General features: G+C 58.2%; 29 protein-coding genes and 1 other RNA gene. 15 read left to right on the forward strand and 15 right to left on the reverse strand.

Annotated features, from left to right (window positions below; translation table 11 throughout):
• Positions 1 to 2 precede the first annotated feature (2 nt).
• Positions 3 to 1418: a glucuronate isomerase gene (gene uxaC / locus AB1748_RS17730; RefSeq protein WP_111142128.1), complete on the reverse strand. Its 1416-nt coding sequence runs from the start codon at positions 1416 to 1418 to the stop codon at positions 3 to 5.
• A 399-nt stretch (positions 1419 to 1817) separates the two neighbouring features.
• On the opposite strand from uxaC, the gene AB1748_RS17735 reads away from it, so the two are divergent.
• The 10 genes from AB1748_RS17735 (at position 1818) to AB1748_RS17780 (ending at position 8583) form a co-directional block, all read left to right on the forward strand.
• Positions 1818 to 3122: an MFS transporter gene (locus tag AB1748_RS17735; protein ID WP_367395851.1), complete on the forward strand. Its 1305-nt coding sequence runs from the start codon at positions 1818 to 1820 to the stop codon at positions 3120 to 3122.
• Between the two features lie 86 nt (positions 3123 to 3208).
• Positions 3209 to 3985 carry a transcriptional regulator ExuR gene (gene exuR / locus AB1748_RS17740; protein ID WP_111142126.1) on the forward strand — a complete coding sequence of 259 codons (777 nt, stop codon included), beginning with the start codon at positions 3209 to 3211 and terminating at the stop codon, positions 3983 to 3985.
• Between the two features lie 323 nt (positions 3986 to 4308).
• Positions 4309 to 4983: a DedA family protein gene (locus tag AB1748_RS17745; protein WP_111142125.1), complete on the forward strand. Its 675-nt coding sequence runs from the start codon at positions 4309 to 4311 to the stop codon at positions 4981 to 4983.
• Positions 4983 to 5330, forward strand: coding sequence for an EnvZ/OmpR regulon moderator MzrA (gene mzrA / locus AB1748_RS17750; protein WP_367395852.1), 348 nt, complete (start codon positions 4983 to 4985; stop codon positions 5328 to 5330). The genes AB1748_RS17745 and mzrA overlap by 1 nt, the downstream gene beginning before the upstream one ends.
• 191 nt (positions 5331 to 5521) lie before the next feature.
• Complete coding sequence (locus AB1748_RS17755) at positions 5522 to 5896, forward strand: DUF1090 domain-containing protein (protein ID WP_111139263.1); 375 nt, start codon at positions 5522 to 5524, stop codon at positions 5894 to 5896.
• Positions 5897 to 5931: 35 nt separating this feature from the next.
• Positions 5932 to 6237, forward strand: a complete 306-nt coding sequence (locus AB1748_RS17760; protein WP_111139262.1) for a YqjD family protein — start codon at positions 5932 to 5934, stop codon at positions 6235 to 6237.
• Positions 6238 to 6239: 2 nt separating this feature from the next.
• Positions 6240 to 6635 (forward strand): phage holin family protein, encoded by a 396-nt coding sequence (locus AB1748_RS17765; protein ID WP_199559984.1) that lies wholly within the window; start codon positions 6240 to 6242, stop codon positions 6633 to 6635.
• A complete protein-coding gene (locus AB1748_RS17770) occupies positions 6635 to 6919 on the forward strand; it encodes a YqjK-like family protein (RefSeq protein WP_111139260.1) in 285 nt (94 codons plus the stop codon). The genes AB1748_RS17765 and AB1748_RS17770 overlap by 1 nt, the downstream gene beginning before the upstream one ends.
• A 202-nt stretch (positions 6920 to 7121) precedes the next feature.
• Positions 7122 to 7532, forward strand: a complete 411-nt coding sequence (locus AB1748_RS17775; RefSeq protein WP_111139259.1) for a DoxX family protein — start codon at positions 7122 to 7124, stop codon at positions 7530 to 7532.
• Positions 7533 to 7608: 76 nt separating this feature from the next.
• Positions 7609 to 8583, forward strand: coding sequence for a glutathione S-transferase family protein (locus tag AB1748_RS17780; RefSeq protein WP_367395853.1), 975 nt, complete (start codon positions 7609 to 7611; stop codon positions 8581 to 8583).
• A 55-nt stretch (positions 8584 to 8638) separates the two neighbouring features.
• Here the strand turns inward: AB1748_RS17780 and rnpB are convergent.
• Together rnpB and rsmI are read right to left on the reverse strand one after the other, a co-directional pair.
• Positions 8639 to 9017, reverse strand: an RNA gene (gene rnpB / locus AB1748_RS17785) — RNase P RNA component class A.
• Positions 9018 to 9050: 33 nt separating this feature from the next.
• A complete protein-coding gene (gene rsmI / locus AB1748_RS17790; protein WP_111139257.1) occupies positions 9051 to 9917 on the reverse strand; it encodes a 16S rRNA (cytidine(1402)-2'-O)-methyltransferase in 867 nt (288 codons plus the stop codon).
• A gap of 62 nt (positions 9918 to 9979) precedes the next feature.
• Here rsmI and AB1748_RS17795 point away from each other — a divergent pair, with 62 nt between their 5' ends.
• The 4 genes from AB1748_RS17795 to dolP are packed head-to-tail and all read left to right on the forward strand — an operon-like array spanning position 9980 to position 13549.
• A complete protein-coding gene (locus AB1748_RS17795) occupies positions 9980 to 12007 on the forward strand; it encodes a penicillin-binding protein activator (protein ID WP_367395854.1) in 2028 nt (675 codons plus the stop codon).
• Entirely contained in the window at positions 11965 to 12360 is a 396-nt protein-coding gene (locus tag AB1748_RS17800; RefSeq protein WP_111139255.1) for a YraN family protein, read from the forward strand. The genes AB1748_RS17795 and AB1748_RS17800 overlap by 43 nt, the downstream gene beginning before the upstream one ends.
• A gap of 14 nt (positions 12361 to 12374) precedes the next feature.
• Positions 12375 to 12962, forward strand: coding sequence for a DnaA initiator-associating protein DiaA (gene diaA / locus AB1748_RS17805; protein WP_111139254.1), 588 nt, complete (start codon positions 12375 to 12377; stop codon positions 12960 to 12962).
• 14 nt (positions 12963 to 12976) lie between these two features.
• Positions 12977 to 13549, forward strand: a complete 573-nt coding sequence (gene dolP / locus AB1748_RS17810; protein WP_111139253.1) for a division/outer membrane stress-associated lipid-binding lipoprotein — start codon at positions 12977 to 12979, stop codon at positions 13547 to 13549.
• A gap of 52 nt (positions 13550 to 13601) precedes the next feature.
• On the opposite strand, the gene AB1748_RS17815 is transcribed toward dolP, so the two are convergent.
• Complete coding sequence (locus tag AB1748_RS17815; RefSeq protein WP_111139252.1) at positions 13602 to 14306, reverse strand: pirin family protein; 705 nt, start codon at positions 14304 to 14306, stop codon at positions 13602 to 13604.
• Positions 14307 to 14435: 129 nt separating this feature from the next.
• On the opposite strand from AB1748_RS17815, the gene AB1748_RS17820 reads away from it, so the two are divergent.
• Complete coding sequence (locus AB1748_RS17820) at positions 14436 to 15335, forward strand: LysR family transcriptional regulator (RefSeq protein WP_111139251.1); 900 nt, start codon at positions 14436 to 14438, stop codon at positions 15333 to 15335.
• 3 nt (positions 15336 to 15338) lie between these two features.
• Here AB1748_RS17820 and AB1748_RS17825 read toward each other — a convergent pair whose 3' ends face one another.
• The 11 genes from AB1748_RS17825 to pmbA all read right to left on the reverse strand — a co-directional run bounded on the left by AB1748_RS17825 (position 15339) and on the right by pmbA (position 25007).
• Positions 15339 to 17249, reverse strand: a complete 1911-nt coding sequence (locus AB1748_RS17825) for a transcription antiterminator (protein WP_111139250.1) — start codon at positions 17247 to 17249, stop codon at positions 15339 to 15341.
• Between the two features lie 105 nt (positions 17250 to 17354).
• The gene (locus AB1748_RS17830; protein WP_111139249.1) at positions 17355 to 18095 is read right to left on the reverse strand and encodes a KDGP aldolase family protein; all 741 of its coding nucleotides are present in this window, start codon (positions 18093 to 18095) and stop codon (positions 17355 to 17357) included.
• Positions 18092 to 19213, reverse strand: coding sequence for a DgaE family pyridoxal phosphate-dependent ammonia lyase (locus tag AB1748_RS17835; protein ID WP_367395855.1), 1122 nt, complete (start codon positions 19211 to 19213; stop codon positions 18092 to 18094). The genes AB1748_RS17830 and AB1748_RS17835 overlap by 4 nt, the downstream gene beginning before the upstream one ends.
• Positions 19197 to 20327: an amidohydrolase/deacetylase family metallohydrolase gene (locus AB1748_RS17840; protein ID WP_111139247.1), complete on the reverse strand. Its 1131-nt coding sequence runs from the start codon at positions 20325 to 20327 to the stop codon at positions 19197 to 19199. The genes AB1748_RS17835 and AB1748_RS17840 overlap by 17 nt, the downstream gene beginning before the upstream one ends.
• 43 nt (positions 20328 to 20370) lie before the next feature.
• A complete protein-coding gene (locus AB1748_RS17845; protein WP_367395856.1) occupies positions 20371 to 21012 on the reverse strand; it encodes a DUF4310 family protein in 642 nt (213 codons plus the stop codon).
• Positions 21013 to 21023: 11 nt separating this feature from the next.
• The gene (locus AB1748_RS17850; protein ID WP_367395857.1) at positions 21024 to 21800 is read right to left on the reverse strand and encodes a DUF4311 domain-containing protein; all 777 of its coding nucleotides are present in this window, start codon (positions 21798 to 21800) and stop codon (positions 21024 to 21026) included.
• A 114-nt stretch (positions 21801 to 21914) separates the two neighbouring features.
• Positions 21915 to 22214 carry a DUF4312 family protein gene (locus AB1748_RS17855; RefSeq protein WP_111139244.1) on the reverse strand — a complete coding sequence of 100 codons (300 nt, stop codon included), beginning with the start codon at positions 22212 to 22214 and terminating at the stop codon, positions 21915 to 21917.
• Positions 22211 to 22573 (reverse strand): SFCGS family glycine-rich protein, encoded by a 363-nt coding sequence (locus tag AB1748_RS17860; RefSeq protein WP_111139243.1) that lies wholly within the window; start codon positions 22571 to 22573, stop codon positions 22211 to 22213. The genes AB1748_RS17855 and AB1748_RS17860 overlap by 4 nt, the downstream gene beginning before the upstream one ends.
• Positions 22574 to 22586: 13 nt before the next feature.
• Entirely contained in the window at positions 22587 to 22922 is a 336-nt protein-coding gene (locus AB1748_RS17865; RefSeq protein ID WP_111139242.1) for a glycine dehydrogenase, read from the reverse strand.
• Positions 22923 to 23217: 295 nt separating this feature from the next.
• Positions 23218 to 23604, reverse strand: coding sequence for a cytochrome b562 (cybC, locus tag AB1748_RS17870; protein WP_111139240.1), 387 nt, complete (start codon positions 23602 to 23604; stop codon positions 23218 to 23220).
• A 62-nt stretch (positions 23605 to 23666) separates the two neighbouring features.
• Positions 23667 to 25007 (reverse strand): metalloprotease PmbA, encoded by a 1341-nt coding sequence (gene pmbA, locus AB1748_RS17875; protein WP_111139239.1) that lies wholly within the window; start codon positions 25005 to 25007, stop codon positions 23667 to 23669.
• Positions 25008 to 25043: the final 36 nt, after the last annotated feature.

Below are 25043 nucleotides of genomic sequence, written 5' to 3' on the forward strand. Positions count from 1 at the left end.
CATCAGGCTCCCAGCTCGATGCCGAAGTAATCACGGGCATTGTCGAAGCAGATGTTGCGGACCATCTGACCTAACAGCGCCTCGTCGGCCGGTGCCTCGCCCCGCTCGACCCACTGGCCAATCATCTGGCACAGCAACCGGCGGAAATATTCGTGGCGGGTGTAGGAGAGGAAACTGCGGCTGTCGGTCAGCATTCCGACAAAGCGACTCAGCAGGCCGATCTGCGCCAGCTGCGTCATCTGACGCTGCATGCCATCCAGCTGATCGTTAAACCACCAGGCTGAGCCGAACTGCATCTTGCCCGCCTGACCTTCGCCCTGGAAATTGCCTGCCATGGTGGCCAGCACTTCGTTATCGCGCGGATTCAGGCAGTAGAGAATGGTTTTGGGCAGCGCGTTATCCCGGTTCTGGGCACCCAGCAGGCGCGCCAGTGGCTCTGCCAGCGGCTGGTCGTTGATGGAGTCGAAGCCCACATCCGGCCCCAGCAGCTGAAACTGGCGCGGATTGGTGTTGCGCAGTGCGCCGATGTGATACTGCTGCACCCAGCCGCGACGGGCATATTCGCTGCCCAGCCAGACCAGCACTGCGGTTTTAAACTGTGCTGTTTCCTGTGGGTCGGGCGCGGCACCGCTGCGACGACGCGCCAGAATGGCATCCAGCGTGGCGTCATCCGCCTCGGCATAACAGACCACGTCCAGCGCGTGATCCGAAATCCTGCAGCCGTGCGCGGCGAAGTGATCCAGCCGCTGATACAGTGCGCGGCGCAGATCGTCGAAGCGCTGCACACTGATGTCCGTCAGTTGCTCCAGCGATGCAATCCACGGCAGGAAGGTTTCCGCTTCAATGTTAAACGCTTTATCCGGTCGCCAGCTCGGCAGCACCCGGACGCTGAAGCTGGCATCGTCTGCCATCGCACGGTGATGCCGCAGATCGTCCAGAGGATCATCGGTGGTGCCGACCATCTTCACGTTCATCTGCTGCATGATGCCGCGCGTGGTGAAGCTCTCCTGCGCCAGCAGCGCATTGCAGCGATCCCAGATGCTGTCAGCCGTTTTTTCTGAAAGCAGCGTATCAGTGATGCCGAAAGGCCGGCGCAGTTCGAGGTGGGTCCAGTGATAGAGCGGGTTACCAATCGTGTGGGGCACGGTGCGCGCCCAGGCATCAAATTTTTCGCGGTCGCTGGCGTCTCCGGTAATGAACGCCTCAGCCACACCGTTGGCACGCATCGCCCGCCATTTGTAGTGGTCGCCTTTCAGCCAGATATCATAGAGATTGGCGAAGCGATAATTTTCGGCAATCTGCTGCGGAGGTAAATGGCAGTGATAGTCGAAAATCGGCTGATCTTTCGCATAGTCGTGATAGAGACGACGGGCGAATTCACTCTCCAGCAAAAAATCCTCGGTCATGAAACGTGACATACAAGCATCCTCATCTACTGAACCACCAATGGCTCAAAGTTATCATACCAATTCTGGTGTGTTACCGATTTGTTTGCGATCCTGCTCACATAAACAGCGTTGCCGGGCGACCGTTATGGACGTTTTTGTCGCCGGTAGCGCGCTAAATGGCTGTCATTACGCAGGTTTCCAGTATCCCACAGTGCAGAAAGGGTTTTTGTGATAGCTCTCAACTTTTAAAGTTGTATAACAAGTTAGGCTCTCGCTCTGTCGTGAGATCGCTGACGACAGACAAATGGCAAGGTCAAAACAGGGTTGCTGTGACAGAACCTGCGGGCGTGAGCAAAACTGCATCACGAGCTGTCCCGCTCCAGATAACAACAGCGGCAAGACCGCATACAGAACTGGAAGAGGTAGAGGATGCGTAAGATCAAAGGGTTACGCTGGTATATGATAGGGCTGGTGACGCTCGGCACCGTGCTGGGGTACCTGACCCGCAACACGATCGCCGTGGCCGCCCCGACATTACAGACAGAGCTGCATATCACCACGCAGCAGTACTCCTACATAGTGGCAGCTTACTCAGCCTGCTACACGCTGATGCAGCCGGTCGCCGGGTATGTGCTGGATCTGCTCGGCACCAAAATCGGCTATGCGATGTTTGCAGTGCTGTGGGCAATCTTCTGCGCCGCCACCGCGATGGCGGGCAGCTGGGGTGGCTTCGCACTGGCACGGGGCGCGGTCGGTGCAGCAGAAGCTGCGATGATCCCGGCGGGCCTGAAAGCGAGCAGCGAATGGTTTCCGGCCAGAGAGCGGTCGGTGGCGGTCGGCTACTTTAACGTCGGTTCCTCTATCGGCGCGATGCTGGCTCCGCCGCTGGTGGTCTGGGCGATCGTGGCGCACAGCTGGCAGATGGCCTTTATCATCACCGGCGTACTGAGCATGGCCTGGGCGCTCTGCTGGCTGATTTTTTACAAGCATCCCAAACAGCAGACCAAACTCAGCGACGAAGAGCGGAATTACATTATTTCCGGTCAGGAAGCGCAGCATCAGACCGGTAACACCCGCAAAATGTCGGCGCTGGAGATCATCCGTAACCGCCAGTTCTGGGGCATTGCGCTGCCGCGCTTTCTGGCAGAACCGGCCTGGGGAACGTTTAACGCCTGGATTCCGCTCTTCATGTTCAAGGTTTACGGCTTCAATCTTAAAGAGATCGCGCTGTTTGCCTGGATGCCGATGCTGTTCGCGGATTTTGGCTGCATTCTGGGAGGCTATCTGCCGCCGCTGTTTCAGCGCTGGTTCGGCGTTAACCTGATCGTTTCCCGTAAGCTGGTCGTGACCCTGGGCGCGGTATTGATGATCGCACCCGGCACCATTGGCCTCTTCACCAGCCCCTATGTCGCTATCGGGCTGCTGTGCGTCGGCGGCTTTGCGCATCAGGCGCTGTCCGGTGCGCTGATCACCCTGTCATCTGACGTATTTGGCCGCAACGAGGTGGCGACGGCTAACGGCTTAACCGGCATGGCTGCCTGGACCGCCAGCACTATGTTTGCGCTGGTCGTCGGTGCGCTGGCCGATACGCTGGGCTTCAGCCCGCTGTTTGCTGCGCTGGCAGTGTTCGATCTGCTGGGTGCGGTAGTGATCTGGACGGTGCTGAAGAATAAACCGATCTCAGAGCTGAACGCTGAACAGGTTATTCCGCAGGCCAGTGCAGTCCGTAGCTAATCTGTCGGGCTGGCGCAGGTCAGCCCATTTCCTCGCCGGGCCTGAAGTGGTATAACAACTTATCTGTCTGCTACCAGGATTGTGCTATGGACCTCACCGAATCCCGTCGACTCTATCAACAGCTGGCCAGCGAGCTGAAAAGCCGCATTGAAACCGGGATCTATCCGGTGGGTGATAAGCTGCCTGCTGAACGGCTGATTGCCGAAGAGATGGAAGTGAGCCGCACGGTGGTTCGCGAAGCGATCATCATGCTGGAAGTGGAAGGTTATGTGGAAGTCCGCAAAGGTTCGGGCATCCATGTCATTGCCAGTCAGCAACAGAAACGCATCAGCGTCAGCAGCAGCCAGCTGGAGTTCGCCACCTTTGGCCCGTTTGAATTACTGCAGGCCCGCCAGCTGATTGAAAGTAACGTGGCCGAATTTGCCGCCACTCAGGTAACCCGTCAGGACATTATCGACCTGATGGCGATTCAGGAGAAAGCCCGCCAGGAGGATCACTTCCGTGACTCCGAGTGGGATATGCAGTTTCATGTCCGCATTGCCCAATCCACTCAGAACAGCGCGTTAGCCGCCATCGTTGAAAAAATGTGGCTGCACCGCCTGCACAATCCCTACTGGCTCAAACTCCACGAGCACATCGACCAGCGCAGCATTCTCAGCTGGTGCGACGACCACGATCAGATCCTCAAAGCTCTGATGCGCAAAGATCCTGCCGCCAGCAAACTGGCGATGTGGCAACATCTGGAAAATACTAAGCAGATGCTGTTTAACGCGACGGCGGATGATTTCGAATTTAACGTGGATCGTTACATGTTCAGTGAGAACCCGGTCATCCTGCCTGAAGGGTCTGATAACGCCCGCTGAACGCGCCTGAATCCTCCTGAAAGGGTCAGTTAATCTGCAATAGTGTCAGGACGTGTAAAGCTCCTTTTTACAGGTCGTTTCACAAGGTAAAACTCCTGCTTGTCAGAGAGTTTCCCTGTCTCAGACAGGCGATTTTTGTTACAGTTATCACCCTTTTATTACCCTTTGCGACAGGGGGTTATAAAGTCGCTGATTTAACAATCGATTCTGGAAGGATCCGGAAAATCCCGCCCAGGCTGTGCTCCTGAAAATTTATAACGAAATGCCGGTCTGCGTTTAAGTCCCTGTGGGACATGTTTAACAATGATGTTCAGGAATGATTGATGGATATTTTGCAAGCGTTGCTGCATGCCCTGTGGCAACAGGATTACGAAACTCTTTCCGATCCCACGCTGGTATGGGCCATTTACGGCGTGCTGTTTATGATTCTGTTTCTGGAAAATGGCCTGCTTCCTGCCGCATTTTTACCGGGTGACAGCCTGCTGATTCTGGTTGGCGTGCTGATAGCCAAAGGCACCATGAGTTTCCCGTTAACGATCCTGGTATTGACTACGGGTGCCAGCCTTGGCTGCTGGGTAAGCTATATCCAGGGGCGATGGCTGGGCAATACGCCTACCGTGCAGAAGTGGCTCTCTCACCTTCCCGCCCAGTACCACCAGCGCGCGCACAGCATGTTTCATCGTCACGGTTTGTCGGCTCTGCTGATTGGCCGCTTTATCGCCTTTGTGCGGACGCTCTTGCCAACCATTGCCGGATTGTCCGGCCTCAGCAATACCCGTTTCCAGTTTTTCAATTGGGTAAGCGCCTTCCTGTGGGTTGTGATTTTAACCGTTATCGGCTTTGCGCTGGGTAAAACCCCGATTTTCCGGCGTTACGAAGATGAGATGATGTTCTTCCTGATGATGCTGCCACTGGCGCTGCTGGTCTTTGGCCTGATCGGGTCCCTGGTCGTGTTATGGCGTAAGCGTCAGGCGAATCAGAACGGGAAAGCCGAGTAATGAAACTGCTACAGGCTGTTCCCAAACGGTGGCTACCGTGGCTGATTGCTGCCGCCTTTGCGCTGGCCGCGCTCTGTCTTGTTCCCGGTCTGATCAAACACGAAACGGTAGTGCAGATTCGGGTTTCCCATGCCGGAGCGACGCTGCCCGACGGTTTTTATCTCTATCAGCAGTTAAGCGCGCAGGGTATTCGTATCAAAAGCATCACGCCTGCAGGTGATGCGCTGGTCATCCATTTTGACAGCGAAGAGCAGAGCCTGGCGGCGCAAAAAGTCCTGCGTCGTCTGTTGCCACAGGGCTTTATTGTGGCGCAGCACGATCACTCGCAGCACCTCTCTCTGGCCTGATCGCCCGAACTCGCCTCCTTCAGTCCACCGCGTTGTTACAGGGTGGGCTGAAAGAGGACCTATCTCCCGGTCTTCTTTGAACTTTTTACTATCGCTGTCTATGCTTAAGCGAGAGTCGATCCTCAGCACCCGAAATCAGATGATTACGCCAGTGATGACGGATCAGGTCGCAAAGGAAGGGTTCAGGACCGATGAAATATCAAATTTTACTGGGTGTCACGCTCTTCTCGCTGTCCGGTTCACTGCTGGCCGCCGAAGCGCTGTGTGAGCAGAAGGAGCAGGACATTCAGCGTGAAATCGGCATGGCACAGAAGCACAACAACCAGCGCCGGGTTAACGGTCTGGAGCGTGCGCTGACAGAAGTCCGGGCTGACTGCAGTGATAAAAAACTCGAAGCAGCCCATCTGGAAAGAATTAACGCGCAGAAGCAGAAAGTGGCGGAACGCGAGCACGCACTCAGGGAAGAGCGCGAAAAGGGTCATGACAGGGAGAAAATGGCCAGAAGACAACAAAAGCTGGATGAAGCGCGCCGGGAGCTGAAAAAGTTACAGGCGGAGCCCTATTAATCGGAATTAACCCACTGATGTTAAAGGAGTATTTTATGTCTAAAGACACATCATCGGAACATTTGCGTGCTGAGCTGAAAAACCTGGCGGATACGCTGGAAGAAGTGCTGAGCAGTGGCACTGAAAAATCCAAAGGCGAGCTGGATAAACTGCGTAACAAGGCGCGTGTGGCGCTGGACAGTTCGCGCGAACGTCTGGGCGAATCTGGCGAGCGTATTGCGGCGACCACCCGCGAAGCGGCACAGAAAGCTGAAGGCTACGTGCGTGAAAATCCCTGGCATGGTGTGGGCATCGGTGCAGCGATTGGCGTCGCACTGGGCATGCTCATTTCGCGTCGTTAATCATGACTGACTCACAGCAGAACCACGGCCCGGCGAAAGGGGTCATTAACATCGGTCAGCGTATTGTAACCACGCTGGTGGGTATGGTTGAGACGCGTGTCCGTCTGGCAGTGGTGGAACTGGAACAGGAAAAAGCAAACCTGATACAGCTGCTGTTGATGGTGGGCCTTACCATGCTGTTCACGGCATTCGGTCTGATGAGCCTGATGGTGCTGATCATCTGGGCGGTCGACGCACAGTATCGCCTGATGGCGATTGGCATCACGACCGGAACGCTGTTCCTGCTGGCGGTTATCTTCGGGCTCTGGACACTTCGCAAAACACGTCAGTCCACGCTGTTGCGCCACACGCGCAAAGAGCTGGAAACCGATCGTAAATTGCTGGAGGAGCAACGCTGATGAGCCGCCGCGAGCGTGAAGAACGCATCCATGAACTGCTTAAGCATGTGCAGCAGCAGCGGCTGGACTTGAGCGCTGCGCGGCGTGACTGGCTGGAAGGCACCGCCCACTACGATCGCGGCTGGTTTACTTTCCTCAGCTTACGTCGTTATCTGGCTATCGGCAGCAGTGCTCTGGCCGTCTACTCGATTCGCAGCCCTAACAGGCTGCTACGCTGGGCAAAACGGGGCTTTGGCGCCTGGAGCACCTGGCGCATGATTAAGTCCGCCATGCCACCGCGCTAATCCTGTTAAAAGCCGGCCCTGAAAAGGCCGGCTTTTCTTCATCAGAATTTCTGAAAAACACTGACAGTTTATCTCGCTTACAACCTTTTCGCCGCGCGACTATCATCTCCAGCCATCACCCCAATGAACGCAGCACTGCTTTCAGCGGGCATAAACCCTGCGGGCAACCTGCCCTGCATCACTGATAGCGCTGGAGTAAATGATGAAAAAATTCGAAGATACTGGTCTGTTACTGGCTCGCATCCTGATGCCAATCCTGTTTATCACGGCAGGCTGGGGCAAGATCACCGGTTATGCCGGTACGCAGCAGTATATGGAAGCGATGGGCGTACCTGGCTTTATGCTGCCGCTGGTGATCCTGCTGGAGTTCGGCGGTGGTCTGGCCATCCTGTTTGGCTTCCTGACCCGTTTTACGGCTCTCTTTACCGCAGGCTTCACCATCCTGACGGCGTTCCTGTTCCACAGTAACTTTGCCGAAGGCGTCAACCAGCTGATGTTTATGAAGAATCTCTCCATCGCCGGTGGCTTCCTGGTATTGGGTCTGGTCGGTCCTGGCGCATACAGCCTTGATCACCTGATCAGCAAAAGAAAACCGCAGGCCGTTGCGCGCTAATCTCACGTAATGCGTAATGCCACATATACTTAGCAGGGCGGGGAAGTTTCCCCGCCCTGTTTGCATTGGAGCCATTATGGGACAGTTAATTGACGGTGTCTGGCATGACACCTGGTATGACACCAAATCGACCGGCGGTCGATTTAAGCGTTCAGAATCAGCGTTCCGTAACTGGGTTACGGCGGACGGCAGTGCGGGTCCGACAGGCAGCGCGGGATTCACCGCTGAACGCGACCGCTATCATCTTTATGTCTCGCTGGCCTGCCCATGGGCGCACCGCACCCTGCTGATGCGTCAGCTGAAAGGGCTGGAGAGCATGATCGATGTGTCAGTCGTCCATCCCCTGATGCTGGAGAACGGCTGGACCTTTGATGATACCTTCGAAGAGGCGACCGGCGACAAGCTCTATCAGAATGAGTTTCTTTACCAGCTCTATCTGCATGCTGACCCGCAGTATAGCGGCCGCGTCACCGTGCCGGTTTTGTGGGACAAGCAGCAGAACACCATCGTCAGCAATGAGTCGGCGGATATTATCCGCATGTTCAACAGCGCCTTTGATGCAGTGGGTGCGCGCGCCGGTGACTATTATCCCGAGGCGCTGCGTCAGGAAATCGATGAGCTGAACGGCTGGATCTATGACACCGTGAACAACGGCGTCTACAAATCGGGCTTTGCCACGTCGCAATCCGCCTACGATGAGGCTGTGACTGCCCTGTTCCATTCGCTGTCGCGGCTGGAGCAGATTTTAGGCCAGCATCGCTATCTGACCGGCGACCAGCTGACCGAGGCGGATCTCCGACTCTGGACCACGCTGGTCCGTTTCGACCCGGTCTATGTGACCCACTTTAAATGCGATCGTCACCGGATTTCTGATTACAGAAACCTCAGTGGTTTCCTGCGCGACATCTATCAGATGCCCGGTATCGCAGAGACGGTCAGCCTGCCGCATATCCGTCACCACTACTATTGCAGCCACAAGACCATCAACCCGCACGGCGTCATTTCGCTGGGCCCGGCGTTTGACTGGGATGAGCCGCACGGTCGCGGTTAAAGGTTGTGAGTGTCATAAAAGCAAAAACCCCGCAGAAGCGGGGTTTTCAGTAAAAAGTCGAAGCTGACCGTTAAGCCGGGTTCTGTCGTGGACAGTCATTCATCTAGGCCAGCAATCGCTCACTGGCTCAAGCAGCCTACCCGGGTTCAGTACGGGCCGTACCTTGTGAACCCCTATTTGGCCTTGCTCCGGGTGGAGTTTACCGTGCCACGAACTGTTGCCAGTCGCGCGGTGCGCTCTTACCGCACCCTTTCACCCTTACCTGATCCCATTTCTGGGCCATCGGCGGTTTGCTCTCTGTTGCACTGGTCGTAGGCTTGCGCCTCCCAGGCGTTACCTGGCACCCTGCCCTATGGAGCCCGGACTTTCCTCCCCTCTGCCCGTCTCCCCACAAGTGAGGACGACGACAAAGCGGCGACTGTCTGGTCAGCTTCGGCGCGGGATAATAGGACATTCCCCGCCGTTTGTCACGCCTCTTGCTGCGCCAGCGCATACTTATAAAGCGCATTCTTCTTCACGCCGTGGATCTCTGCCGCCAGCGCCGCCGCGCGCTTCAGTGGCAGCTCCTTCTGCAGCAGCGCCAGGGTTCGCAGCGCGTCAGCCGGTAACGCATCGTCATCCAGGACCTTATGCCCCTCGACAATCAGCACCATCTCACCTTTGCGGCGATTCTCATCCTCTTTTACCCAGGCCAGCAGCTCGCCTGCCGGCGCACCGTGGATGGACTCCCAGGTTTTGGTCAGCTCACGCGCCAGCACGACATACCGGTCAGCGCCCAGCTCACTGACCATATCCTGCAGGCTGTCGATCAGACGGTGGGTGGATTCATAAAAAATCAGCGTGCGCGGCTCCTGCACCAGCGCCCGCAGCGCATCACAGCGGCCTTTGGTTTTGGCGGGCAGAAACCCTTCGTAACAGAAACGATCGGACGGCAGACCGGCGGCACTCAAGGCGGCAATCGCGGCACAGGCACCCGGCAGCGGCACCACACGGATACCTGCTTCACGGCAGCGACGCACCAGATGGTAGCCCGGATCGTTGATCAGCGGCGTGCCAGCATCAGAAACTAAGGCTATGCTTTGACCTTCCTGCAGCTTCGTCAGCAGCAGCTCAGCCTTGTGCTGTTCGTTGTGGTCATGAAGTGAGAAGAGTCGCGCATTGATGGCGAAATGTTGTAGCAACAGCCCGGTATGACGTGTATCTTCCGCAGCGACCAGATCGACGCTCGAAAGCACCGTCAGCGCCCGCTGGGTGATATCACCCAAATTACCAATCGGGGTTGGAACGATGTAGAGCGTGCTGGCAGAAATCTCTGCCCGATCGAGTTGTTTCATTGTTTCATCCGAATTGCCGATTTAATATTGAGCATCTTGAAAAAAACATCACTGGATACAGTATGCTTCCTTCAAAAGTCGTTCGTCATAAAGCAGGACGCTTTCTGCCTGTCATTCTTGCTGGGCTGATTTTAGCCGCGTGTAGCGGTCAGGGGCCGCAAACCTCAACCGTTAATATTCAGGGGCCTGTCACAGCCAGCTCCGCTTACTATCTTCAACAGGCGCAGCAAAGCAGCGATGATAGCAAGACCGACTGGCAATTACTCGCAATCCGCGCCCTGTTGAAGGAAGGAAAGTATCCTGAAGCGACGCAGCAACTGAGCCAGTTGCCGCAGCAGCTCTCTGAGACGCAGCAGCAGGAATCTCTGCTGCTCAACGCGCAATTGCTGATTGCGCAGCAGAAAACTAAAGAGGCTGAACCGCTGTTAGCCCAGGTGAAAACCGGCGCACTGTCGCAGGATCAGCTGGCGCGCTACTACAGCCTGCAGATCGCCAGCGCCCAGGGTCGCCCGTCGCTCTCACTGGTGCGCTCTTATATCGCCCAGGAGCCGCTGCTGAAAGGCACCGATCATCAGGGCAATATTGACGCGACCTGGCAGACGCTGACGCAGATGTCACCGCAGGAAGTCAGCAACCTGGTCATCAATGCCGACGAAAATGTGCTGCAGGGCTGGCTGGATCTGCTCGCGGTCTGGCGCGCTAATGCCCAGGATGCGGAGATGCTCAAGTCAGGCATTAAAGACTGGCAGACCCGCTACCCGCAGAACCCGGCGGCCAAAACCCTGCCGACGCAGCTCAGTCAGATGCAGAGCTACACCAAAGCCTCAACCAGCCTGATCGCGCTGCTGCTGCCGCTGAACGGCCAGGCGCAGGTGTTTGCCAACGCGATTCAGAAAGGCTTTAACGACGCGAAGAACGGTCTCTCTGCTCCGGCCGCGCAGCCTGCCGCAGCCGCACAGCCCGCCGAGGCCGCGGCCAGCACGCAGCCCACTGCCGTCGCAGGTTCTGCCAGCGATCCGATTAGCGCACCGCAGCAACAGCAGCAGCAGCCTGCCGAGACCGCCGCTCAGCCTCAGTCTCAGCCGATTGCCGCACAACCGGCCAGCAGTGCTCAAATCAAGGTGTATGACACCAGCAGCCAGCCAATTGAGCAGGTGATGCAGCAGGCTCAGCAGGATGGCGCCACCATCGTGGTCGGCCCGCTGCTGAAGAGCAACGTCGAGAAAGTCGCCAACAGCCAGACGCCGCTGAATGTGCTGGCGCTTAACGAGCCAGAGCAGATCCAGAATCATCCAAACATCTGTTACTTTGCGCTCTCGCCTGAAGATGAAGCCCGCGACGCGGCGCACCATATCTGGGATCAGGGTAAACGCCAGCCGCTGCTGCTGGTTCCGCGTAGCGGATTGGGCGATCGCGTCACCAACGCCTTTGCTCAGGAGTGGCAGTCGCTGGGTGGCACGACGGTGATGCAGCAGCGCTTCGGTTCCACTGCTGAACTGAAACAGGGCATCAACAGTGGCGCAGGCATCAGTCTCTCCGGTACGCCGGTGAATGCCGCCCCTGCCGCGTCGCAGGGTGTTTCTATCGCAGGGCTGACGATTCCTGCTCCACAGCAGAGCACGCCGGATGCGGTCAGCACCAGCAGCGGTGGCAGCGTCGACGCAGTCTATATCGTATCGACTCAGGATGAACTGCAGCTGATCAAACCGATGATCACGATGCGCACCGGCAGCCGCAGCAACATCTCGCTCTACGCCAGCTCACGCAGCGCACAGGCCGGTGCCGGTCCCGATTTTCGTCTGGAGATGGATGGCCTGCAGTTCAGTGACATCCCGCTGCTTTCCGGCAGCAACCCTGGCCTGATGCAGCAGACCGCGAAGTCATTTAACAATGACTACTCGCTGGTGCGCCTCTACGCCATGGGAATGGATGCCTGGACGCTGGCGAATCACTTTAACCAGATGCGCCAGACACCAGGCTTTACGCTGGACGGCAACACCGGCAGGCTCAGCGCCAACACGGATTGTGTGATCAACAGGAAGTTGACATGGAACCAGTATCGTCGGGGCGAAATCGCACCGGCCAACTGACCCGCCGCCAGATAGGTGCCGGGCATGAAGATGCGGCCCGGCGCTATCTGGAGCAGGCTGGCCTGAAATGGGTCGCCAGCAATGTTCACTTTCATCATGGTGAACTTGACCTGATTATGCGTGACGGGCACTGTTGGGTGTTTGTGGAAGTCCGCTACCGTCGCGACGCGCGTTATGGTGGCGCACTCGCCAGCATAACCCGGAATAAACAACAAAAGCTGCTGCGCGCTGCCGCTCTCTGGCTGGCGCAACGCGGCGGCAGTTTTGAAACAGTGAATTGCCGTTTCGATATCATCGCCATTACCGGCACGGCGCTTGAATGGCTGCCGAATGCCTTTAATGCAGACGTTTAGAACCAGGTGGTCGTGTGCAGGAAAGAATTAAAGCGTGTTTTACTGAAAGTATTCAGACCCAGATAGCCGCCGCCGAGGCATTGCCCGATGCCATCTCCCGTGCGGCCATGACGCTGGTACAGTCGTTACTCAATGGCAATAAAATCCTGAGCTGTGGCAACGGGGCCTCATCGGCCAATGCCCAGCATTTTGCCGCCAGCATGATCAATCGTTTTGAGACCGAACGCCCCAGCTTACCGGCGCTGGCGCTGAGTGCAGACAACGTGATGCTGACGGCAATCGGCAATGACCGGCTGCATGATGAAGTGTATGCCAAGCAGGTGCGCGCCCTGGGACAGGCTGGCGATGTACTGCTGGCGATCTCTACCCGCGGCAACACGCGTGACATTATCAAGGCGGTGGAAGCCGCAGTGACACGCGATATGACTATCGTTGCGCTAACCGGGTATGATGGCGGAGAGCTTGCCGGACTGCTGGGCCCGCAGGATGTGGAAATCCGTATTCCCTCTCATCGCAGTGCCCGGATTCAGGAGATGCATATGCTCACCGTGAATTGCCTGTGCGATCTGATCGATAACACTCTCTTTCCCCATCAGGAATGAACGAAGGAGCACGAATGAAAGCATTGAACGCTATAGCTATTCTGTTAACTGCCATGCTGCTGCAGGGCTGCGTTGCGGTCGTTGCGGGCGGAGCTGCCGTTGCGACCAAAACGGCGACCGATCCCCGCTCTGTCGGGACGCAGGTGGATGATGGCACGCTGGAGCTGCGCGTCACAAACGCGTTAGCTAAAGATCAGCAGATCAAAACCGATGCCCGCGTGATTGCCACGGCTTACCAGGGCAAAGTGCTGCTGACCGGTCAGGCACCGTCGCAGGAGATTGCTAATCGCGCCAAACAGATCACGATGGGCGTTGATGGCGCAACCGAGGTGTATAACGAGATCCGTATCGGCCAGAAAGTGACGCTCGGCACCACCTCGTCCGACACCTGGATCACCACCAAAATCCGCTCACAGCTGCTGGGCAGCGATCAGGTGAAATCGTCTAACGTGAAGGTGACGACGGAGAATGGCGAAGTGTTCCTGCTGGGTCTGGTGACGCCACAGGAAGCGCAGGCAGCGGCCGATATTGCGAGCCGTGTCAGCGGCGTGAAGCACGTTACCACCGCATTCACCATGCTGAAGTAATCGGCAGAAAGCAAAAAAGGCGGCCCTGGCCGCCTTTTTTATTGCCTGTAATTCAGACAGGAATGTCGATGATCAGCGCGCGGGTCGCTGTTTTCGCGGTCAGCTGCAACAGCTTCTCCTCCTGCAGGAACGCGCCGTCGCCGCAGCCCAGTTTTTCCTGATGGTCGGTGCCGGACATGGCCGTCAGCGATCCGTGAATCGACTGCAGATAGGCGCGTGGCCCTTGCAGGCGCAGCGCGTGCTGCTCACCGGGTGCCAGTTCAACCTGATAAATCCACACCTGCTGACGCAGTTGCAGACTCGCTTCCACGCCATCCGGCGAGGCGACCAGCTGCGACAGCTGCCCGTCGGCCAGCGCCATTTTCTGCATCCGTGGGTTTTCCCGCTCCGGGCAGGCGGCCAGCCAGAGCTGCATACGCGTCAGCGGACGCTCTTTGCTCAGGTTGATTTCCGTGTAACTGACCCCCGGCTGCGCAGAGAGCAGCAGCGCCTCCCCTTCCTGCACGCTGATGGTGTTGCCTTCGCTGTCGCGATACTCCGCTTCACCCTGCAGCACGATGTTCAGCACATCGACCTGGGGATAGGAGCGCGGCTGAAACGCCGCGCCCGGTGCCAGCACTTCCTGGTTCAGGACGCGCAGTGACGCGTAGCCCATCAGCTTTGGATCAAAATAGTGGCCAAAAGAGAAACTGTAGCGGGCCTGTAACCAGCCAAAATCGGCCTGGCCACATGCGGACGCGCTGCGTGTGGTGATCATGATTTACCTCCGGCATCCGTTGACGAGGATCGGTCACGGACTCTATACCCTCATGGTAAAAGTCTGGACGCCGGATTGTTAGCCAGTTAATCTGCCCGGCATGTTCAAATTTCCTGACAGAGAACCGGGATGGCTAAAGAGCGTGCGTTAACCCTTGAATCTTTACGTGTGATGGATGCGATCGATCGGCGAGGCAGTTTTGCCGCCGCCGCGGATGAACTGGGCCGCGTCCCCTCCGCCCTCAGCTACACCATGCAGAAGCTGGAAGAGGAGCTGGATGTGGTGCTGTTTGACCGTTCCGGTCATCGCACCAAATTCACGAACGTGGGACGCATGCTGCTGGAGCGTGGCCGGGTGCTGCTGGAAGCCGCCGATAAACTCACCACCGACGCGGAAGCGCTGGCGCGCGGCTGGGAGACCCACCTGACCATCGTAACCGAAGCGCTGGTGCCGGTGGAGGCACTGTTTCCGCTGGTCACGCGGCTGGCCGACAAGGCCAACACGCAGTTTTCGCTGGTTACCGAAGTGCTGGCGGGGGCCTGGGAGCGGCTGGAACAGGGTCGCGCCGACATCGTGATCGCGCCGGATATGCACTTCCGCGCCTCCACCGAGATCAATACCCGCAAGCTCTACACCATGATGAGTGTCTATGTCGCCAGCGCCGATCACCCGATTCACAACGAGCCTGAACCGCAGTCAGAAGTGACGCGGGTGAAATACCGTGGCATTGCGGTGGCAGACACCGCCCGAGAGCGGCCGGTGCTGACCGTGCAGCTGCTGGATAAGCAGCAGCGCCTGACCGTGAGCAGTATGGATGACAAGCGCCGCGCGCTGCTGGCGGGCCTGGGCGTCGCGACCATGCCCTATTCGTTAGTGGAGCAGGATATTGCCGAAGGTCGCCTGCGGGTGGTCAGCCCGGAGTATACCCGCGAGGTCGATATTATTATGGCGTGGCGGCGTGACAGCATGGGCGAAGCCAAATCCTGGTGTCTGCGTGAGATCCCGCGCCTGCTGGCGAAAAAAAACTGATACTCAGGGGCGGCTCAGACAATCCATTGCGACCGCCCTGAAGCTGCTGAAATCGGTGCAGTCCCGCAGGCGGGTCATCGCCCTTTCACGCAGAAACGTCACAAACAGATCGTAGATCGCCATCGCCTCTTCATACTCACTTTTGCTGATCGCCAGCAGGAAAATCACATAGGCGGTGTCGTCGCCCCAGGCGATCCCCTGCGGGGCCAGCACCGTGCAGACCACGGTTTTCTTTGCCAGCAGCCCCAGCGAGTGCGGCAGCGCAATGCCTTCGCCGAGCATGGTGCTGACAATCGCCTCACGCTCCTCCACCGACGGACAGAACGCCGCATCCACGAATCCCTCCGCCTCCAGCTGGTCGCACAGCTGGCGAAACAGCGCAGAGCGGGTCATGGGTCGATCAACAATATGGAAATGCTGAGCATCAAAAAATTTCGCCAGCATATAGGGACGGGTGCGATCGACCAGCACCAGTTTGCCAATCTGCTCCAGTTGAAAACCGGTGGGAAACGGCGACATGACCACCACCGGCTTCTCTTTTTCGCTGAGCCGGATGGTCGAGATCACAAAATCCTCTTCGATGCGGCTGCGCGCCTCATATTCACGCTGTGACAGCCGTGCCGTGACCTGCAGCTGCGGATAGCGGCGCAGCAGCATCGCCTCGATCATCCGCAGCGTGGAGTTGCCGCTGTCGCACACCAGCAGCACCTGCGGATGGCGCTGATAGCCGACATCATAGTGGCGCTCCAGCCCGACACCGATGTGCAGCACCAGAAAGCCAATCTCATTCTCGCTGATCACATAAGGGGTATATTTCCCCCAGCTGGTTACCGCCGCCAGAGTGACATCATAGGCCATCGGGTAGTGCTGCTTGATGTTACTGAGCAGCGGATTGGGAATGTGAATCTGATAGCGTACCCGGGTAATCATGGTCTTGATGTGGGTAAGCAGATCGGCACGCAGCTGCTGGTCGTTCTGCAGATTGAAGTTGTAGTGGGTGTTGATAAAGCTGAGCAGATAATCCACCAGCGCATCGCCATCATCTGCGTTGATCGCGCTGGGGGCCACCGCCTGAATCCGCCGCGCCGCAATGTTAATCCGCAGCCAGTGCTCTTCGGCCGGGGAGATCGGTTTACTGACCAGCGGTCGCATCAGCGTGATCAGCTGATGTGCGGCTTCACGCTCCTCATCGCCAATCTCTTCGGCACCCGGATCGTTAAGCGGATAGCCTTCGCTGATACGCCGCACCGCTACGGCGCAGTAGATCCGCAGGTAGCGCTCCCCCTCATCACTGAGCCGGATGTTATGCCGGGCGAAACAGCGCTGCAGCAGCGGGCGCAGCGTCTCCAGTATGCCGCTGTTCAGCGCCTCGATGGTCAGCAGCGGGCTCTCCGGCTGCACCTGATCGATTTGCCACAGCAGGTCGGTCAGACAGGTGCGGATCGCCACTTCGCTGCCAAACAGCTTCATGCCGTAATGCGGCTTGCTCTCGATCGTCAGGTGATAGCGCCCCAGCCATTCGCGCACTTCGGCCATATCATTCTGCAGGGTGGCGCGGCTGACAAACCACTCTTCGGCCAGCTCCTCCAGCTTCAGCGAATAGGCGGCGGTGAGAAAGCGGGTCAGCAGATAACGGACCCGATCCGGTGCGGTTCGCGGCACCCGCAGCGGCGACGCACTGTGCTGTTGCAGATGCTGAAAACGCTGCGCATCCTCAATCTTCAGCTGATAGCCCGCGCCGCGATTCAGGATAAACTGCGCGCCATGCTCTGCCAGCAGCGCATTCAGCGCCGTAATGTCGGTGCGCACGGTTCGTGTCGAGACCGCAAAGCGCCGCGCCAGCTCATCCTGAGGCAGCGTTTCGTTTTGCAGGGCATCGAACAGTTGCGCAAGGCGCTGATTGGGAAATCTCACAAGCGTTACCTGTTAGCAGACAAAAGGTGGAAATCAGCCTACGGCGATCGTCGCGCAACGTCCATGCTGCGCGATCGTGCCGGGGCGGTTCGATCGTATCGATCCTCAGGCCAGCAATGTTTTAGAGATGGCCAGCAGCTGCCGCACATCCTCCACGCGCGTCTCGCCACTGGCCTGGTCGATGATCGAACTATAAACGTGCGGGATCACTTTACTGACGCCGGACTCCAGCGCAATACGGACGATCTCACCGAAGTTTTCCAGATCGATGCCGCCGGTCGGCTCCAGCCAGAAATCCTGCTTTGCGCACGCCTCCGCCACGGCGCGATACTCCGCCACCGCCTGCAGCCCGCCCATCGGAAAATATTTCACCGAGCTGCCGCCCATATCCTGCAGCATCGCGATGGCGGTTTCGACCGGTACGATCCCGTCCCGCTGTTTTGCGCTGCGTGGCCCGGTGGAAATTTTTACCCGACCCGGCGTGCCGGTCGGTGAAATCAGGCCGTTCACCACCGTCTGCGACTGGCCCAGCAGGGCGCGGCTGGTGGCGACGCCGGTAAAGACCTGGTTTACATGCTGCGGTTGCAGCACCGCCGCGATCTCACTCACCATCTGTGACTGATTAGGATCGCCCGCGCCCAGCCCGATCGAGAGCGCGTTGTCGATCAGCGCGGCATACTCGCGCATATCGGCGATCGCGGCCGCGTTGCTGGCGTAGTTTTTCGACAGTACGCCCACCAGCACATGCCCTTCTGCCGCCTGCCAGATGGCGTGCGCATTCTCTTTTGATCCTGCCAGCACATTCAGGCAGAGACGATCCTGATAAAAATGGGGGGTCAGCGTCATGCGTGGTTTTCTCCGTTTAACAGCGCCTGGATGCGGGTAAAGATGGTATTCAGCTGATCGGCGCTGACGCTGCGGACGTCCGCTTCGATGATCCCTTCGTTGGCTTTGTAGCCGCGGAAGTAGATCGCCACGTCGCCCTTTTTCAGCGCCTGCACCAGATCGCCGGTGCGGTGCGGGATCGCGGCTTCATCGAAGGCGATCTCCGTGCGGGCGATATCGCGCCCGGCCCCGTCCCACACCACTCGGGCCGTCACGCCGTGCAGGCTGTTGAGCTGCTCAATAAACGGCGTCATTTTTTCCACCATCTGCGCGCCGCTGATCTTCGGCTGCGTCAGATAGCTTTCGATGGCCTGGGTCAGCCCCAGAATGCCCTCTTTGCCGACTTTCATCGCCCGGCCAATACCGTTGCTCTGACGCTTCACCCATTCGACATACTGATGCCTGCCGATCACCAGTCCGCTGGTCGGCCCTTCGATCGCTTTGGCACCGCTATAGATCACCAGATCCGCGCCCGCCGCGTAGTAGCAGTACAGATCCTCTTCTGCGGCAGCATCGACGATCAATGGCACGCCGTGCTCGCGCGCTACGGCGGCAGCCTGCGCCACATCAAGATGGCTCTTCTGCACGCAGTGGTGCGATTTTACATAGAGGATGGCTGCGGTCTGTGGTGTGATCGCCGCGGCGAGCTGAGCGGCTGAGCATTCGTTGCTGTAGCCTGCCTCTACCAGCACTCCGCCGCCCAGCGCCACCATACTTCCCACCGGCGCGCCATAGTTCACGTTGTGCCCTTTCGGCACCACAATCTGATGCGGAACGGTCAGCGGCGCAGCATGCAGATTATCCAGCAGCCAGTCGTTATCTTTGACAATCACCGCCGCCACGCTCTGGGCGATACCGGCCGAGGCGCAGGAGACCACCAGCGCGTTCTCCACCTTCAGCAGATCGGCGATATGGGCGCCCGTCTTATCCACCAGATCGTTCATTTCGAAGTAGTGATCGAGGCCATATTTCACCGTGTCGATTACCTCACTCGACGGCGTGGAGACACCGAGGATCGTCATACGGCCAGAGGCGTTAATCACCGGCTTCAGGCCATACTTTTCATAAACCGAATTCATGCGCGGCTCCTTCTTCAGTCGCAAACCACTCTCCGGCGACCACGGCCGCCAGCGGGATCAGATGTTTGTCACCGGCCACCTGTTCACCTTCTGAATCGATGAAGGGCCGGATCGCCTGGTTAACGCTAAATACCGTCAGATCGGCGTCATAACCCACTTTCAGCTGGCCTTTACGCTGCAGGTGAAGTCCTGCGGCCGCCCTGACCGTGACGCAGTCGATGACCTGCGGCAGCGTCATGCCAACGCTGAAAAACTTCGACATGACATGCGCCAGACTGTGCACCGGCCCGGCCATGCGATTGCGGCAGTAGATGTCTGAGCTGATGGTGTCGGGCAGAATGCCCTGCGCGATCGCCGTCCGGGCGACCTCAAAGCTGAAACTGGCGCTGCCGTGACCGACATCAAGCCGGACACCGCGCGCAATGGCCTGCTTTACCGCCACTTTCAGTTCGCCCTGCGGTGTCAGAATGCGGTTGGGCTTGCCGTTAAAGCAGTGAGTAATGATGTCGCCGGTGGTGAGCAGATCCACAATCTGGTCGAGATCGGGCGGATTGTTACCAATATGCACCATCAGCGGCAGCCCGCCGCTCTCCTGCTGGATCGCTTTGGCCTTTATCAGCGGCTGCACGCCATTTTTACCGACCACGCTACTGCTGATACGCGCCTTGAGGCCGACAATAAAATCAGGCAGCCGTGTCACCGCCTGCTGCACCGCCTCGCCATCGATCTGCGTCATATCGGCCAGCTCGTTCTGGGTGACGATGCCGGTACGGGCGATATTGATCAGCGCATAGACCTGCGTCGTGGCCGTGCGCGTCAGCCGGTAAAAGTCATCAATGTGATCTGCGCCGGTGCTGCCTGCATCGACGACCGTCGTGACGCCGTGCGCCACGCCAATCGCATCCGCCTCATCATGGTAAATCGGGGATTTGGGATAACAGTGAACATGGGAGTCGATCCAGCCCGCGCTGAGATAGAAGCGGCCCGCCAGGTTGCGCTCGCGGCGGGCGCGGCCCTGCACATGGCCTATCGCCGCGATGCGGCCATCCTGTAGCGCAATATCGACCACCTGCTCATCGCAGAGGCGCGCGGCGCGGATAATTAAATCGTACATGGTTTCTCCTTAACGGCAGCCCGCTGCCGGGCTACCGGTGAGATCAGAGCGCAATCGGGTAAATCGCACCCAGAATCATTGCGCCCAGAATCGCGCCGCCGGTAATCGGCTTGTGCCAGAGATAGAACAGCAGCGCGCCCAGCAGCGAACCCAGTCCAATCGGGATAGAGGCGCCCATCGCGGAGAGAATGATGAGCGGCCCCAGGAAGCGCCCGGAGGCGTTACCCGCGCCCATCATCACGTCAGCGCCGTAAGTCGAGTCGCTCTGATTGATGGTGAATTTACGTGCCAGAATTATCAGGTAGCCAATGGCCAGGCCGATCACCAGCCCGGTCGCCAGCGAGGCGGCGAAGTTTGCCACCGGAAAGATGATGCCTGCGCCCAGCAGCAGCGCCGGAACGCCCAGCCCGACACCGGTCTGAATCGCGCCGCCGATATCCAGGATGCCTACCAGCGAGCCTTCGATAATGCGGGCAAAGAGGAAGCTGGCCCCAAAGGCGGCGACCGCGCCATAGACGCCGCTTTCCATGCCTGCGCGCAGCATCGAGACAAACGCCACTTCGTTAAACGCACCGATGCCGTAGAGGTAATACATGTGGGTTCCGGCAAAGACACCCGAGGAGAGCAGGCCAACAAAGATCGGGAAAGACCAGTCTGCGTACCAGAAGCCTCTGTTTTCGTTCATCGCATCGCCCTCTATTTGCCGCTGACGGCGTTATGGATCAGGTCAAGCCAGCCAGGAATGCCGAGCTGGAATGACTGCAGCAGTTTCATGTCGAAACCCCGGAAGAAGCCGCTCAGCACAAACAGCAGCACAATTGCGGTCATCATGACCCTGGTGACCCGGTTCCAGCCGCTCTCTTCCACGCCTTTACCGATCAGAATTCCCAGCACCAGGCCCGGCACGGCGTTGCCCATGATCAGCTGCGCCAGACCGCCAAAAATGGTGGCCCAGAAGCCCGACTTCCTGCCCGCGTCGATCGCCGCCAGCCAGAAGATGACCGGCATGACGGTGTTCACCAGCAGATTCGCGGCAGGCACCAGTACTTTAACCGCCGTGACCTGCAGCGCAGCCGGTACCGCCGAGGCGGTCGAGTTGAGGAAGGCAACCACGATCATGCCGATGATGCCGCAGGCGATAGCCATTTTTTTCGGGTTGTGCAGCGTCTCCGCCACGTTACGATTCTTCACCATCAGCGCCGCCGCGCCCCAGTTCGGGATGATGCGGTGATCCACATCCTGCGTGAAGGAACCGGCTGCAACAGAAGATGCCCAGGCATTGAAAAAGAAGCCAAGACCAAAGGAGAAGTGGGATGCCGGATCGCCTTCGCACGAGTTCAGCTCGCCCAGCGTTCGAAACGCGCCCATACCCTGGGTCGTCGGCGCGTGGAACATGCGCGCGGCGCCTGCACCCACGCCGACGCCAACCAGCCCGCCAATGATCAACGACTTAAACAAAATGATTAAAAACATGTTGTTGTACCTTATTGTCGTTTTTTGCCCGCCCGGCGTCAGCCGCCGCCTCGCGCTGCCCGCCGCACCGTCGCGACGGCAGAAATGTGGCAGAACGGCCCGATGCTGACAGGCTTATGATGTTGTCGTGAACACCACCTGCTCCGTGTCGAAAACGGTGACGCTGACGGTGATCTCCAGCGTGACGCTGAAGCGCCGGCGCTGACGCGCCAGAAAGAAGAAGAGAAACTTCTCGGTTCTGACGCTCTCCTGCGCGCGCAGCACCCGGACATCCTGAGGCTCGATGCGCAGCAGGATTTTTTGCGTTGCGCGCAGAACCTGGTTCTGCACACGGCTCAGGGCATCGGCAAAGGCTTGCGCTTTGGTGTCGCCTTTGCCGTCGACCGTCACCTGCGTCACGTAGTGTTCTTTCATGATCCGCTGCCGTGCTTCCTGTTCCAGGCCTGCACCAGCCGCTCGCCTAACTCCTCCTTGTCCATAAAACCAAAACCCAGCACCGTGGCGCCTTCATTGATGGCAGTAACGCCCTCATCGACCGAGCGCATGCCATGTTTTGCTTTGTAACCATGTTTGTTCTGCGCGGTGATCGCGCCTGCACCGCCACTGCCGCAGAAAGAGATGCCAAAATCAGCGTTTTCAGCCTTCATCACATCACCCAGCTTCATGTCGGCCGCCACCCCCGGCACCACGATGGCCCGGCCACCCGCTTTTTCGATGCCTGCCGCCACTTTCTGCCCTTTACCTAACCGATCGCCAATCACGACTGTGACCATGTTCTGTTCCTCTTCAGTTGTTGGATCGCGCGACTTCAATATGGACTGACAGCAGCCACGCCTCTTCACGGGGCAGATTGCCAAACAGCGCCACCACCTGCTGCGCCAGCACTAACGTCTCCGGCGGAATATCCTCAAACAGCTCCGCTTCCACATCCGGCAGCGGCTCCCCGCTCAGTGAGCGTGACGCCATGGCGGTGACATGGGACTGCAGCATCTGCTGCTGCACCGCATTGGGCTGAATGCCATGCTGCTGGTAAATCGCCTCAATCTGCCTCATCACGCGCTCAGCCAGCGCCTGCACTTTCTCCGGTGGCGCTTCATACACCGGGACGCCGTTATTGCTCACCTTGCTACTCCTGTTAAGCCGGATAATTCGCGTTGAAAATAAATTAGCCCGCATCGCACCGGCTGTGGAGAGGCAACATTTCCAGCAGCAAGTGGAAATCGAGGTGAAGGTTGTGCGTCAGATCGCAGCCTGCACGATTAGTGCGGCAGACATCACAGATTGCACAGAACGTGACGCCGGACGGTCATAAAGCGGGAGGTCGTGCGGCGCAGTGGTGGACGAGCGCTAAAAGAGGAGGACGTGATAAGCAGAGGTGATGATAAAAAACCGCCGGTCGGGCTGACCGGCGGTCTGATTAACGGAATTTCTTATGGTTGGTATTGCGGATGTCATCAAATTTAGCGGCTTCGCGCTTTGCGCCATCCACGTTGTTCGCTTTCGCCAGCGCATCGACCACATCGATCTGGGCAATCAGCGAGTCCAGACCGGCGTGATACGCTTTTACCTGCGCGCTGTCAGCAGGCTGACCTTCCAGCTTATCCGGCGTGGACTGCTTCGCATCCTGCGCGGCAGTGCGCATCTTCGCTAACGCCTGCTGCATCTCCTGAGCATTGTCCGTTTTTTTGACAATTTTCAGGTTCGCATTCAGCGTGCCCATATCCTCTTCCAGATCCGCCGCATAGAGGCTGACGCTGGAGAACAGCAGAGAAGCCGACAACATTGCAATCACATGCTTACGCATCATTATTTCCTTTTTTATTGTGATGAAAAAAAGCAGCCAGCCGGCTGCTTCAGGAATCCATCTTATTGTCCCGCTATCTTCATTTCAGGCAGCAATACGGAACCGCACTGAATGTTGCTGCGGGTTTCGATGTCGTCACCGATGGTCACCATGTTGCGCCACATCTCTTTGAGGTTACCCGCGATGGTGATTTCGCTGACCGGATACTGAATCACGCCATTCTCAACCCAGAAGCCGGCTGCCCCGCGAGAGTAATCGCCGGTAATGGCGCTGACGCCCTGACCCATCAGCTCGGTGACCACCAGGCCGGTGCCCATCTGCTTCAGCAGGTCATCGAAACTGTGACCCTGGCCTGCGATGCGCCAGTTGTGGATACCGCCAGCGTGACCGGTGCTGGTCAGGCCCAGCTTGCGCGCCGAGTAGCTGGTCAGCAGCCAGGTCTGCAGGACGCCCGCTTTGATGATGTCGCGCGACTGGGTACGCACGCCTTCGCTGTCAAAAGGCGTAGAGGCCAGCCCTTTCAGCAGATGCGGCTGTTCATTGATGGTCAGCCACTCCGGCAGAATCTGCTGTCCCATCGCGTCCAGCAGGAAGGTCGATTTACGGTAGACGCTGCTGCCGCTGATCGCTCCCACCAGATGGCCAAACAGGCCAGTCGCCACCTCCGCAGCAAAAATCACCGGGGCTTTCATGGTCGGCAGCTTACGCGGTGCCAGACGGGAAAGCGTGCGGCGCGCACACTCTGCACCCACCCACTCCGGGCTTTTCAGATCCTCAAACGCACGGCCAATGGTGTAGGCGTAGTCGCGTTCCATGTTGTCATCCTGCCCGGCAATCACGCTACTGGCGAGCGAGTGACGGCTTGAACAGTAGCTCTGCAACATGCCGTGGCTGTTACCAAAGACTTTGATGCCGACATGGCTGTTGAAGCTGCCGCCTTCGGTGTTGGTAATCCGCTTGTCGGCGCGCAGCGCGGCCTCTTCGGCCTGCGCCGCCAGCTCGATAGCGCGATCGGCGTCAATCTCCCACGGATGGTAGAGATCCAAATCCGGCGCATCATAGGCCAGCAGTTCTGCATCGGCCGGACCGGCAAACGGATCGGGGGAGGTGTAGCGCGCAATATCAATCGCCGCCTGCACGGTACGTTTGATCGCATCCGGGCTGAGGTCGGTCGATGAGGCGCTGCCTTTACGGTTCTGATGATAAACGGTGATGCCCAGCGCACCGTCGCTGTTGAATTCGACGTTTTCCACTTCGCCATAACGGGTACTGACCCCGATGCCGGTGGTTTTACTGACCGCGACTTCCGCGCTGTCAGTGCTTGCCTTAGCCAGTTCAAGTGCCTGCGCAATCGCCTGCTCCAGTACTTTTCGCTGTTCTGCAACCTGAGTAGATACGTTCATCGACCTGCCGTCTAATCTTATGTGTGAATGATTTGA

This window comes from Pantoea sp. Ep11b (genome assembly GCF_040783975.1).
GTDB lineage: Bacteria > Pseudomonadota > Gammaproteobacteria > Enterobacterales > Enterobacteriaceae > Pantoea.